The sequence below is a fragment of the Patulibacter sp. NPDC049589 genome (genome assembly GCF_040675535.1).
Classification (GTDB): Bacteria; Actinomycetota; Thermoleophilia; order Solirubrobacterales; family Solirubrobacteraceae; genus Patulibacter.
The window spans coordinates 1-12343 of record NZ_JBFAPC010000046.1 but is presented as its reverse complement, the minus strand read 5'-3'; the positions used below and the strand labels follow the sequence as shown (position 1 = coordinate 12343).

The following is a 12343-nucleotide window of genomic DNA, read 5'->3' as shown; positions in this document are numbered from 1 at the left end:
CGCCGTCCCGACCCCGCAGGGGGCGTAGCCTGCCCGCCGTGACCGTCCTGCCCCCGACGACCCCGCAGCTGAGCCCGCGCCGCAGCCTCGCCGCGGCGCTGCTGGCCGGCGCCCTGCACGGGCCCGCCGAGGCGCTGCCGGTGTCCTCGTCCGCCCACGTGGCGTTCGTCGCCCGCCTCGCCGCGGGCCGCCGAGGCCGCCGGCCGTCGGACCCCGAGGTCGCCAAGAGCGTCGAGGTCGGCGCCCACGCCGGCACCCTGCTGGGCCTGACGATCGGCCTGCGCCGCGAGGCCGTCAAGGCGTCCGCCGGCGTCCTGCGCGAGCCCCGGCTGGCCGCGGTCACCGCCCTGCGGATCGTCGCCGCGTCCGCCCCGGCGGTCGTCGGCGCGCTGACCCTGGAGCGCCAGATCGAGCGGCACCTCGGCGGCGACCGCACCATCGCGCTCGGCCTCGTCGCCGGCTCGCTGGCGATGGTCCTGGCCGACGCGACGGGCGCGGGCGGCGCGTGGGACCTGCACGGATTGGCCCCGGCGCCGGACGACGACCGTGCCGCGGCGACCCGTCGGACGGCCGGTGCATCGCTGCCGGGCGACGCGGGCCTGCGCGTCCCGGCGGCGCCCGGCGACCTGCCCGCCGCCGTCGTCCCGCTGCCGGGCGCCGCCGGCCTCCGGCCGCCCCCTCCTCGGCCCGACGCCGACGCACCGCCCGCGACCGCGGAGGCCCTCGCATCGCCGGCCCCCCGGGCCACCGTCCCGCTCCCCGGCGACGCGGGGCTCCGCCCGCCCGCCACCAGCGGCGCACCCGCCGGTGATCTCGGAGCCGAGCGCCCGGCCGACGGCCTCCACGCGGGACGACCGGACGGCGGCTCCCCCCCTGCGCCGGACGGGACCGTCCCCCGCGGCCCCGGCCGCCCGTGGGAGGACGGCACCGTCGTCGACGCCCTGCTGATCGGCACCGCGCAGGCCGCGGCCCTGTGGCCCGGGGTCTCGCGCAGCGGCGCGGTCCTCGTCGCCGCGCGCGCCCGCGGGTTCTCGCGCGAGGCCTCCGGGAAGATCTCCGCCGCGTTGGCCGTCCCCGCCGTCGGCGGCGCGACCGCGCTGAAGGTCGCCCGGCTCGGCGTCCGCCTGCGCGCCGGCACGATCGACCCGCGCCACCTCGTCCCGCTGCTGGCCGTCACGACGACGGGCGCGATCTCGGGTGTCGCCGCCGCACCGATGGCGCGGCGGACGCTCGAGGGCCTGCCGCTCTGGCCGTTCGCCGGCTACCGGGTGCTCCTGGCGACCGCCCTCGCGGCCGCCGACTGCCGCTGGCGGCGGTAGGGCGCCCCTACGCCGGCCGACGCCCCGCGACCGTCTGAGAGAAGCCCGAGACCTCGACCCGGACGTCCTCCAGGCCGTCGTCCTCGAAGCGCGACGTGAAGGCGTCGGGGGCGAAGCCGCGCAGGCCGACCACGTGCTCCGACAGCCCCGTGGCCGCGCGGACCGGCGCCGGTCCGCGCTCGCAGGTCGTCAGGATCGCGATCCGGCCGCCCGGCGCGAGCACCCGCAGCAGCTCGTCGACGACGCGGAACGGGTCCTCGACGAGGTACAGCGCGCCGTAGCACGTGACCAGATCGAAGCTGTCGTCCGCGAACGGCAGGCGGTGCGCGTCGCCGCGCACGTAGGCGACGCCGTCGTCGTCCGTGTCCGCCGTCGCGCGGGCCAGCATCGTGGCGGAGAAGTCGAAGCCCACGACGACCCCGCCCTCGTAGGTGTCGCGCAGCCGGCGGGTCGTGTTGCCCGGGCCGCAGGCGACGTCGAGCGCCACGTCCCCGTCGGCCGGCTTGAGCAGATCCAGCAGGAGGCGCTCCTCGCTGCGCGTCGTCCGCAGGGTCCAGAGCCGGAAGAGCAGCGGGCGCCAGGCGCGCTCGTAGATCTGCGGGACGATCGTCGAGCGCATCGCGCGCTGGGCGACGGAGATCCGAGACGGGACGTCCTCGGCGTCCAGCAGATCGAGGTACCCGTCGGTGATCCGCGGCGCCGCGACCGGCGGGTCCAGCAGCGAGAGGGCGTGCTCGGGGGCGCTGACCGTGGGCATACGGGCGACCCTATCGGCGGTCCCGCCGGTGCTCCCACCCGGAACCCTGCGAAGATGCCCCGCGATGAGCGACGCCTACGCTGCCTCCGGAGTCGACACGGACCAGTCCGACGCGGGCGTCGGGGCCCTCGTCGCGGTGCTGAAGACGATCAACACCGGCAAGCCCTCGATCTCCGTCCTGCCCTCCGGGCACTACGCGAGCGTGCTGCGGGTCGCCCCGAACCTCGGGATCGCGATCGCCACCGACGGCGTCGGCTCCAAGCTGATCGTCGCCGAGGAGACCGGCCGGCTGGACACCGTCGGCATCGACGCGATCGCGATGAACGTCAACGACCTCATCTGCGTCGGCGCCGAGCCGATCGCGATGCTCGACTACCTGGCCGTCCAGGAGCCCGACGGCGAGCGGCTCGCCGCGATCGCCCGGGGCCTGAAGGCCGGCGCCGAGGACGCGGGCATCGAGATCCCCGGCGGCGAGCTCGCCGTCCTCCCCGAGCTGCTGCGCGGCCACCCGGACCCCAACGGCTTCGACCTCTGCGGCACCGCCATCGGCACCGTCGCGCTGGACGAGATGGTCACCGGCGAGCTGATCCAGCCCGGCGACGCGATGATCGGCCTGCCGTCGTCCGGCATCCACTCCAACGGCTACACGCTGGCCCGCAAGGCGCTCCAGCAGGACGGCGGCCTGTCGCTGGACGACACGCCCGAGGAGCTCGGTGGCGCGTCGATCGCCGACGCCCTGCTCGAGCCGACCGTCATCTACGTCCGCGCGATCATCGAGCTGCTGCAGAGCGGCGTCGCCGTCCGCGGCCTCAGCCACATCACCGGCGGCGGCCTGCTGAACCTCGTCCGCCTCGGGCCGGACCGCCTCGGCTTCGACGTCACCGAGCCGCTCCCGGTCCCCCCGATCTTCGGCCTCATCCAGCGCCTCGGCAACGTCAGCGACGCCGAGATGTGGGAGGTCTTCAACCACGGTTGCGGCTTCGTCGCGATCGTCCCCGAGGACATGGTCGACACCACCGTCGCGATCCTCGAGAAGCACCACCACGGCACCCGCCGCATCGGCACCGTGTCCGACCGCCCGGGCACCTGCACGGCGCCGGGCGGCGTCGTGCTGCAGGGCTGAGGGTCGCGCGGGCGGGGGCCCGCCGTCCACGACCGCGCCCGGCGCCACCTCGTCCGGCCCGCCGAACCGCGGCACGGCCGGACTCCCGAACGGCCCGGCCCGCCGCCGTTCTCCCGCACCTTCACCCGTCCACGCAGGGCGAAGGTACCGAGGAACCGCCCAGCCCTCAGCCGACCCCGTTGAGCCGGACGATCCGGCCCTTCGTCTCCGTCACGTTGATGCGGGCGTTGGAGAAGTCCATCGTCCGGATCAGGTCGTTGCCGTCGCGGCGGACGACCCGCACGGCGCAGGCGTGCTGCTTCGCCAGCGCCGTCGCCTCGGCGATCTTCAGCCCGAGCAGCTCGCGGGTGTCGAAGCGGTGGGAGGCCTTGGTCGCCCCCTTGCCGCCCTCGGCCTCGGGGCACCAGACGGGATCGGACGGGCGCTTCACGGTGGTCTCCGTCGGGGTCTTCGCGGGGGGCTTCGCCCCGGGCGGGGCGAGCTCGGTCGTCGGCCCGGACGGCGCGGTCGTCTCCGTCGGCCCGGGGTCGGGCGCCGGCGACGCCGGATCCTGCTGACCGTCGGCGGGCGTCTTCGGCGGCAGGATCGCGGTCGTCGTGCCCGTGGTCGTGGGCACCGCGGCGGTGCTCGTCGTGGTCGCCGACGCGTCCTGCGCCTCGTCGTCGCCGCCGCACCCGGCCAGGGCCGGCGCGGCCGCGAGGGCCAGGACCGTCAGGACGGCGGGGACGACGCGCTGCATGCCCCGAGTGTCGCGTACGCCGGGGGAGGGCGGGGATCGATGCCGCCGGCACGACCGGCCGGATCCGTCGGTCCGGGGTGGCGTCCGCGGCGACGCGGTGGATGCGACGACGCACAGGACGCGGCGACCCCCGCGGACCAAGGCCGTGACGCCGTCGAGAGTGCGATGGTCCTCCCGTAGGACGAAGCAGCGCACCCTCGACGACCCGGCGGACGCGGCGACCCCCGCGGACCAAGGCCGTGACGCCGTCGAGAGTGCGGGTCCTCTTCCGTAGGACGAAGCAGCGCACCCTCGACGACCGGCACCCGCCCCGGACCGGCCGACCGGGCCCGCCACCCGCCCCTACGGCCCACCGAGCTCCGCCGACCCGAGCCGCACGCCCTCCGGCCCCGACGGCCCGGTCGCGCGGACCCGGCTGCCGTCAGCCCGGATCCCGATCGCCTCGACCCCGGAGCCGGTGAAGTCCCCGTTGGAGAGCGCCGCCCCGTCGTAGAGCGCGTGGACGATGCCGGGGGCCACGGGCCGGACGGTGCGGACGTCCCCCGCCGACCGGAGCTCCAGCCGGACCACGTCCGGCGGCGTCAGGATCGTCACCTGGTAGCCGCCGGGGACCAGGCGCTCGCGGTCGACGAGGTCCGGACCGTCTTGGCCCGACCCGCCGATGCCCCCGCCGTACGCCGTCACCATGGGCGGCTGCCCGCGCCGCAGCGTCGGCAGCACCTGGCACTCGCGGCCCGCGCCACCGACGACCTGCAACGCGGGATCCACGCTGCCCACCACCCCGGCGACGACCGGTGCCACCCCGCCGTCGCACGGCCGGCCCCCGGCGGTGCCGACGACGACGGCCGACGGGCGGCCGGTGCTCGGGTCGATCAGGCGCCCAGCGATGCGCGCCCGGTCCGCCGTCGCGGGACGCCAGACCCGCGGGCGGCCGCGACGCTTCGGCCGCGGACGGTCGGCGGCGCTGCCGGGGACCACGACGCGGGCGTCGCGGTCGACGAACGGACCGGTCGGCGGGGGGCCGACGGCGACGAACGTCCCGTCGCGGACGGGGACGATCCGCGACCAGCCGCTCCAGGTGACGCGCACCCGGCGGGCGGCGGCAGGGGCGATCCCCCAGACGACCGCCGCGCGCAGTCGTGCGTCCCGGTCGTAGGGGTCGCGGTCGGGGATCAGGAGCGACCTCGAGGCCAGGCCGGATCCGTGCACGTCGGTGGCGCAGAGGGCCTGGAGGTCGACCTCCGCCCCCAGCGGCCGGAAGGTCCCGGTGCTCGGCAGGACCCACCCGAAGGCCGCGCCCCGGACCCGCCCGAGCTGAGCGCACCGGATCCCGGGGCGGCTCGGATCGATCCGAACGTCACGGGCGATCCCGCCCGTCACCCGCGGCCGCTCGAACGACCGCACGGCCCACGACAGGCGCCCGTCGCCCCCGGACACCGTCTGGACCCGTCGCACCGTCCCCGGCACCGCGCGGACCTTCAGCAGCGCGACGCGCATCCCGTCGCCCCGGGGACCGCTGGGGCGACGAGCGTCGGCGACGGTGAGCCCGTGCAGCGGCCGCGCGTCGACGCGCAGGTCCGAAGCCACCGGCTCCTCCCGCACGCTGCCGGCGGCGCCACCCTGTGCCTCGCCGCCCACCGCCAGCCCGGCCGCGAGCGCCAGTCCCGCCGCCGCCGCGATCCCCACGTTCCGCACCCGCATCAGCGTCCTCCTCCGAGCGTCGCCGGCGCCGTCGGCACCGACCGTCCTCCGTCGCGCACCCGGACCCCGTCGGGCGCGATCCGGGCGGGCAGGACCGCGACCCAGCCGACGTCGCGGTGGACGGAGCGATGGGCGTCGCCGAACGATCCCGCCCAGCGCACGGGCCAGGCCCGCCCGGCCGCGGTCACGACCGGCGCCGCTCCCGGAGCGGCGCGGACGGCCACGACCGTGCGCGACGGTCCCGCCCACCGCCGGGTCGAGCGGGACGAGTCCGCCCGGGGGACGGGCGTGCCGGCCGGCCGGATCACCCAGGCCCCCCGCTGCCGGCTCCCGCACAGCCGCGCGAACCCACCGTCCCGCGAGAGGACGGAGAAGCAGGCCGGGCCGACACGGGCCGGCCGGGACGGCGACCGCCGGTCGCCGCGCCGGGCCGTCGTCATGACCTGGTCGGACCCCGACACCGTCCAGGGCGCGCCACCCTCGGGATCCGGCACGTTCGACAGCCGCCGCAGGTCCACCCGCCGGCGCTGCCCGCCGGCCCACGTCAGGTCGACGACGGGCTGCGCCTGCTCCGGCAGGCCCCGGAGGGCCAGGACGAAGACGCCGTCGCGGTCGGCCTTCAGCGGACGGGCGCGACCGTCCGGCGTCCGCACGACGACCCGCCGCAGCCGATCGCCCCCGACCCCGTAGAGGACGGTCGTGCCGTCGAGCGCGACGCCGTAGGGGTCCCGACGGTCGCCGGCCACCGCCCGCGTCGCCACGATCGGGTGGCCGGGTGTCGGCGCGGAGACGCAGCCGCCGCCGAGCTGCTCGGGGAGCGCCCGGAAGCGCCCGTCACGGCCCACGATGCCGAGTGCGTCTCCCTGGACCTGGCCGACGCCGGCGCAGACGAGGCCCCCGTCGGCCTTCCCGATCCGGACGCCCCACGCCGGACCGCCCTCCGGATCGGCCGCTCGGACGGTCGCGAGCTGCGACGCCCCGTCGGTCGGCCACACGGTGACGGTGTCGTCGGATCGCAGCGGCGCCGGAATCGGGCTGCCCGTCAGGGCGGTCAAGCCCGCGGCCGCGGTCCCCGTGACGACGAGGACCGCCACGCCGACGGACCCCAACGTCACGCCCCGGGGGACCGCGCCCGCCAGGGACCGACGCCGCGCCCGGGCGGCGGTCCGCTCGGTGGCGAGCACCGCGCCGAACGCCCCCAGCGACGGGAAGTCGTCGAGCGTCGGCTCCTCCGGCTCCCCTCCGGGACCGTGCACGGTGGCGCTCACGCGATCGCCTCCTCGTCGGTGGGGCGCCGCAACCGCTCTGCCAGCCGCCTGAGCGCCCGCGACACCCGCTGCCGCGCCGCGGCCTCGGTGATGGTCAGCCGCCGGGCGACCTCGTCGAACTCCAGCTCGTCGACGACGCGCAGTCGCACGGCGTCGCGCTCGCCGGCAGGCAGGTCCTCCAGCTCACGGGCGACCGCGGCCCGCAGGCCCGCCAGCGCGGCCAGCTCGTCGACCCGCTGCAGCTCCTCGTTCGTCGCCGGGGGCCGCTCGATCCCCAGCCGCCGGCGCATCGCCCGCTCCGCGTAGCCGCGCTTCAGGTACGCGTTCAGCTGCCGCTCGCCGATCGTGCGGACCCAGGCGCGGGCCTGGCGCTGGTCGGTGCCGCGGAAGCCCCGCCGGGACACGAACGCCGCGGCGAACGTCTCGGCGGTCAGGTCCAGGGCGGCCTCGGGGTCGAGGACCCGTCGGGCGAAGAACACGACCATGCGTGGCGCCTCCTCGGCGTAGAACGCGGAGAAGGCCTCGGGATCGCGCCGGCTGCGGGCCAGGGCGCTGTGGGGGAGCTCCGCCATCACCTGGGTAGTGCGCGGGCGCTCCGATCCTGTGACATCGGGACGGGGATCGGACGCCGGGGACGTCTCCAACCTACGTCGGCGACGGACGACGCGTCTCCCCGCGCCTGCGGGTCGCGACACCGGGACGTGGTGACGGGTCCCGCGAGCGTCGGGACGTCGTCGAGGTCGCGGTTCTCCTCCTCACGGGAGGAGAACCGCGACGCCGATGCCCCCGCGATCGCCTGCAACGCCTCGTGCGTCCCGGGAACGAGCGCCCGGGCGATGCGGCCGGCCGCCGGAACGGGCAAGATCCGGGACGTGGACCTCCCCCCGGCCGACCGATCCCGCCTCCGCGGATCCGCCGCCCGCGCGTCCGCCGGCGCCCGCCGGGGGTCCCGCGACCGCGTCGTCCCGCCTTCGGGCGGTCCCGCCGGCGCTCCGCGGGCCGGACGACCGGACACGAACCCCTCTCGGACCCGCACAATAGGCCCGTACGAGTGACCATCGACGTCGGCACACTGCTCGCGGATCGCTACCGCCTCGAGGCCCAGATCGGCTCTGGAGGGATGTCGACGGTCTATCGCGCCTTCGACACCGTCCTCGAGCGGACCGTCGCGATCAAGCTCATGCACCGCAACCTCGCGGAGCACTCCGAGCAGCTGGAGCGCTTCAGCCGCGAGGCCCGCGCCGTCGCGCGCCTGAACCACCCGCACATCGTGCAGGTGATCGACGCCGGCGAGGACGACGACACGCCGTTCATCGTCTTCGAGCACGTCAAGGGCGAGACGCTCAAGGAGCGCGTCCAGCGCGCCGGCCGGCTGCCGGTCACCGAGGCGGTCGCCTACGCGATCGAGATCGCCCGCGCCCTCGGCGCCGCGCACGAGCGCAACATCGTCCACCGCGACGTCAAGCCGCAGAACGTCCTCATCAACGAGGAGGGCCTGGCGAAGGTCACGGACTTCGGCATCGCCCGGACGCTCGAGGAGCACGGCCTGACCGCCGACGGTCGCGTCCTGGGCACCACCGACTACGTGTCGCCCGAGCAGGCGATGGGCCACGACGTCGACGGGCAGAGCGACGTCTACTCGCTGGGCATCGTCCTCTACGAGATGCTCGTGGGGGACATCCCGTTCCACGGCGAGAACCAGGTCGCCGTCGCGATGAAGCACGTCCGGGAGGAGCTGCCGGACGTCCAGCAGCTGCGCCCGTCGATCGGCACCGCCCTGGCGGCCGTCGTCGACCGCGCGACCGCCAAGTCGCTCGACGTGCGGTACCCGAACACCGAGGAGCTCGTCGCCGACCTGGAGGACGTCCTCACGATCGAGGCCGGCCGCCGCGGCGAGACCACGGGCGAGGCCACCGCCGTCTTCCGCTCGCTGCCGCAGGCCCAGCGCAGCCGCGCGAACCTGCGCCCCGGCCGGCGCACCGTCCTCGGCGTGCTGCTGCTGGCCGTCGTCGCGGCCTTCGCGATCGCGGGCTTCCTGCTGCTCGGCGACAACACCAAGCGCGGCACCGCGCAGACGCCGCGCACGCCGGTGGCCAAGGGGTCGGAGACGATCTCGCTCGACGGCGACGCCGCCCACGACTACGACCCGTCCCCGGGCGACGGCAACGAGCACGCGGAGAAGACCGGCCGCGTGCTCGACGGCGACAAAGCGACCGCCTGGGACACCGAGGGCTACGCGAACGGCTCGTTCGGGATCAAGTCCGGTGTGGGGATCTACCTCGACGTCGGCGCCGGCGGCCGCACAGTCGCGGCCACGAAGCTCGACCTGACGACCACCTCCTCGGGCTGGTCGGCCACGGTCCTGGCCGCGCCCGACGGCGCGGTGCCCGCGAATCGCGCCGACTCCGCCTGGGTCGAGGTCGGCCAGCTCCCGAACGCCACGGCCGGCGACGACGCGGTGCCGCTCGCCACCAAGGGCGTGCGCTACCGCTACTACCTGCTGTGGATCACGAAGCTCCCGCCGGTGACCAGCGGCCCGTCGAAGGTCGCGATCGGCGCGATGACGCTGCAGAAGGCGCGCTGACCCGGGCGACCGGGTCCGGGACCCTCCCCTCAGAACTGCTGCGTGCGCTCGCGCGCGTGGCGCTCGACGGCGAGCTCCACGAGCCGCGACACGAGCTCCGCGTACGCGACGCCGGTGGCCTCCCAGAGCTTCCCGTACGCCGACGTCTCGGTGAACCCGGGGAGCGTGTTCAGCTCGTTGAGCAGCACGTCCTCGCCGTCGACGAAGAAGTCGGCGCGCGCCAGCCCGTCGCAGCAGGACAGCGTGAACGCCTCCGCCGCGAGCTCCTGCACGCGGGCGCGGGCCGTGGCGCTGATCGGCGCCGGGACCCGCAGCTCCATGCCGCCAGGGGTGTACTTCGCGTCGTAGTCGTACCAGGCGTCCGGATCGGTGCTGGTGAGCACGATCTGGCCGATCTCGGAGACCTTCGGGTCGTCGCCGGACCCCAGGACGGCCGTCTCGGCCTCCACGCCGGCGGCCGACGCCTCGACGATGACGCGGGCGTCGTGGAGGAGCGCGGCCTCGATCGCCGGCGCGAGCTCCTCGACCGTGCGCGCCGGGGCGATGCCGACCGACGAGCCCATCCGCGACGGCTTGACCCAGGCGGGCAGCCCCAGCGCGGCGACGCGGGTCAGGACGGCCTCGCGGTCGGCGCGCCACTCGCGGGCGTGGACGGCCTCGTAGGCGACCTGCGGGATCCCCGCCGCGTGCATCAGGTCCTTGAAGACGAGCTTGTCCATGCAGACGGCCGATCCCAGGACCGGCGACCCGACGTAGGGCACGTCGAGCAGGTCGAGCAGGCCCTGGACCGTGCCGTCCTCGCCGAACGGGCCGTGCAGGACGGGGAAGACGACGTCGACGCCCAGCAGCCCGCCGCCGGGGGTCAGCGGCACGGGCGCGCCGTCCTTCGTCGCCCAGCTGCCGCCGCGCGAGAGCTCGATCTCGACGACCTCGTGCCCGGCGGAGCGCAGGCCCGCGGCGACCGCGGCGGCGGAGCGGATCGAGACGTCGTGCTCGGACGAGCGGCCGCCGCCGAGGACCGCGACGAGGCTCACCGGCCGCCCCCGGTCCGGGCGCGCAGGGCCGCGTTCGTGTTGTCCGCCGACGAGCGGGACGCGGAGGAGTCCGCGCCGTCGGACGCGCCGTCCTGGTCCGGATTCGCGGGGGTGGTCCCGGTGGTGGTGGGCGGGGCCTCGTAGACCCCGATGGTGATCGTCACGGTGGACCCCTTGGCGACCTTGCCGCCGTTCGGCTGCTGGTCGACGACCGTGCCGTTCTCGGACTCGGTCGCCGTCGTCTGCGTCTTCGCGTCGGGCTTCAGGCCGAGCTTCTTCAGCGCGTTCTGGGCGTAGGCCTTCGACCGGCCCTCGAGGTTCGGAACCGTGATGTCGGCCGCGTTCCCGTCGGTGGCGGGCGCCTTCGCGAGCACGACGCTGACGCCCGAGCCCTTGTCGACCGTCGAGCTCACCCCGGGGTCCGAGGAGACCACGGTGCCGGCCTGCTCGTCGCTCTCCTGCTCGGAGAACGTGGCCGTGAGGCCGACGGCCTTCAGCGCGGCCTCGGCCTTCGCGCGGGTCAGGCCGACGAGCTTGGGGACCTTGACCTGCTCGACCTGGGTGGTCGTGGTCGTCGGCTGGCTCGGTCCCTGGGAGACCTGGATCACGATCCGCTCGCGGGTGTCCACGGACTGGTTCGCCGGAGGGGACGTCCCGACGACGAGGCCCGCCTCCGCGTCGTTGGCCACCCTGGAATCGAGGAACTTGGTGAAGCCGAGGTCCTGCAGCTTCTTCTTGGCGTCCGCGAGCGTCAGCCCGACCACCGAGGGCACCGTGGCGCTGCGCGGGCCGCTGGAGATCACCAGCCGCACCTCGGTGCCGCGGCGGACCTTGCGGCGGGGTCCCGGAGACTGCTCGATGACGCGGTTGCGCTCGACCGTGGTGCTGGACTGCGACTGGTCCTGGACGACCTTGAAGCCGCTCGTCTCGAGCTTCTGGCGGGCGGCCTCGTACGTCTCGCCCGTGACGCGGGGCACGGTCTCCATCCGCCCGAAGGCGAGGTAGCCCACGAGCGCGAGGACGACGACCGTGGCGAGCCCGCCGACGATCGCGATCGTCCAGCGCCGGCGACGCCGGGCCTCCGCGTTCTCGCGCGCGTCCTCCGGGGAGACCCCGGCGGGCACGGCCATGCCGGCCGCCGGCTGGAGCCAGCCGCCGGTCGGCTGCTGGGCGACGCCGCCGGAGCTCGCGAGCTGCGGCTGCGTCGGCACCGGGGCGCCGGAGACGATGCGGTGCCGGACGCCCTGCAGCGCGGCGATGAACTCCTCGGCGTCCTCGAAGCGGTCCTCGGGCTGCTTCGACATCGCCTTGAGGACGACGTACTCGAGGTCGGCGGGCACCTCGGGGTTGACGATCGAGAGCGCCGGCGGCTCCTCGTTGACGTGCTTCAGCGCGATGGCGACGGGCTGGTCGCCGTCGAACGGCATCCGGCCCGTGAGCATCTCGAAGAGCACGACCCCGACGGCGTAGAGGTCCGCGGAAGGGGTGATCGGCTGCCCGGAGGCCTGCTCGGGCGAGAGGTAGTGCGCGGTGCCGACGATCATGCCGGTCTGCGTCATCTGCAGGTCGTCGACGGCGCGGGCGATGCCGAAGTCGACGACCTTCAGGTCGCCGTCGGGGCCGACGAGGACGTTCTGCGGCTTGATGTCGCGGTGGACGAGCCCGCGCTTGTGGGCGTAGCGCAGGCCGTCGAGGACCTGGCTGATCTGGTCGATCGTCTTGACCGGGTCCAGCGGCGCCTGGTCGCGGATGACGTCCTTGAGCGTCACCCCGTCGATGAGCTCCATCGCCATGTACGGGATGCCGTCCCAGTCGCCG

Annotated in this window: 10 protein-coding genes; 3 read left to right on the top strand and 7 right to left on the bottom strand. The window is 75.7% G+C overall.

The genetic code is table 11. The features are described 5' to 3' along the window. The first annotated feature begins 38 nt into the window (after positions 1-38). Complete coding sequence (locus tag AB0L40_RS10895) at positions 39-1319, top strand: undecaprenyl-diphosphate phosphatase (RefSeq protein ID WP_364353473.1); 1281 nt, start codon at positions 39-41, stop codon at positions 1317-1319. 7 nt (positions 1320-1326) lie between these two features. On the opposite strand, the gene AB0L40_RS10890 is transcribed toward AB0L40_RS10895, so the two are convergent. Beyond that, positions 1327-2076 carry a class I SAM-dependent methyltransferase gene (locus AB0L40_RS10890; RefSeq protein ID WP_364353470.1) on the bottom strand — a complete coding sequence of 250 codons (750 nt, stop codon included), beginning with the start codon at positions 2074-2076 and terminating at the stop codon, positions 1327-1329. 64 nt (positions 2077-2140) lie between these two features. Between AB0L40_RS10890 and purM the strand changes: the two genes are divergently transcribed. After that, on the top strand, positions 2141-3199 hold the full coding sequence (gene purM / locus AB0L40_RS10885) for a phosphoribosylformylglycinamidine cyclo-ligase (protein WP_364353467.1): 1059 nt from the start codon (positions 2141-2143) through the stop codon (positions 3197-3199). Positions 3200-3365: 166 nt separating this feature from the next. Here the strand turns inward: purM and AB0L40_RS10880 are convergent, their stop codons facing one another. The 4 genes from AB0L40_RS10880 to AB0L40_RS10865 form a co-directional block, all read right to left on the bottom strand. Next, the gene (locus AB0L40_RS10880) at positions 3366-3938 is read right to left on the bottom strand and encodes a hypothetical protein (protein ID WP_364353464.1); all 573 of its coding nucleotides are present in this window, start codon (positions 3936-3938) and stop codon (positions 3366-3368) included. 342 nt (positions 3939-4280) lie between these two features. Beyond that, positions 4281-5639 (bottom strand): hypothetical protein, encoded by a 1359-nt coding sequence (locus tag AB0L40_RS10875; protein WP_364353461.1) that lies wholly within the window; start codon positions 5637-5639, stop codon positions 4281-4283. Next, positions 5639-6907 carry a hypothetical protein gene (locus AB0L40_RS10870; RefSeq protein WP_364353458.1) on the bottom strand — a complete coding sequence of 423 codons (1269 nt, stop codon included), beginning with the start codon at positions 6905-6907 and terminating at the stop codon, positions 5639-5641. Before AB0L40_RS10870 ends, AB0L40_RS10875 begins: the two co-directional genes overlap by 1 nt. Beyond that, on the bottom strand, positions 6904-7479 hold the full coding sequence (locus AB0L40_RS10865; protein WP_364353455.1) for a sigma-70 family RNA polymerase sigma factor: 576 nt from the start codon (positions 7477-7479) through the stop codon (positions 6904-6906). The genes AB0L40_RS10870 and AB0L40_RS10865 overlap by 4 nt, the downstream gene beginning before the upstream one ends. A 479-nt stretch (positions 7480-7958) precedes the next feature. On the opposite strand from AB0L40_RS10865, the gene AB0L40_RS10860 reads away from it, so the two are divergent. Further along, positions 7959-9491 (top strand): protein kinase, encoded by a 1533-nt coding sequence (locus tag AB0L40_RS10860; protein ID WP_364353452.1) that lies wholly within the window; start codon positions 7959-7961, stop codon positions 9489-9491. Positions 9492-9520: 29 nt separating this feature from the next. Here AB0L40_RS10860 and AB0L40_RS10855 read toward each other — a convergent pair whose 3' ends face one another. Together AB0L40_RS10855 and AB0L40_RS10850 are read right to left on the bottom strand one after the other, a co-directional pair. Next, positions 9521-10525 (bottom strand): D-alanine--D-alanine ligase family protein, encoded by a 1005-nt coding sequence (locus AB0L40_RS10855; protein WP_364353449.1) that lies wholly within the window; start codon positions 10523-10525, stop codon positions 9521-9523. After that, the coding region (locus tag AB0L40_RS10850) for a PASTA domain-containing protein (RefSeq protein WP_364353446.1) at positions 10522-12343 on the bottom strand (1822 nt) is incomplete at its 5' end. The genes AB0L40_RS10855 and AB0L40_RS10850, both read right to left, overlap by 4 nt.

Bases quoted from the DNA above. Each gene is read 5' to 3' on its own strand.
- AB0L40_RS10890 (WP_364353470.1), bottom strand. From the start codon at position 2,076: ATGCCCACGGTCAGCGCCCCCGAGCACGCCCTCTCGCTGCTGGACCCG.
- purM (WP_364353467.1), top strand. From the start codon at position 2,141: ATGAGCGACGCCTACGCTGCCTCCGGAGTCGACACGGACCAGTCCGAC.
- AB0L40_RS10880 (WP_364353464.1), bottom strand. From the start codon at position 3,938: ATGCAGCGCGTCGTCCCCGCCGTCCTGACGGTCCTGGCCCTCGCGGCC.
- AB0L40_RS10875 (WP_364353461.1), bottom strand. From the start codon at position 5,639: ATGCGGGTGCGGAACGTGGGGATCGCGGCGGCGGCGGGACTGGCGCTC.
- AB0L40_RS10865 (WP_364353455.1), bottom strand. From the start codon at position 7,479: ATGGCGGAGCTCCCCCACAGCGCCCTGGCCCGCAGCCGGCGCGATCCC.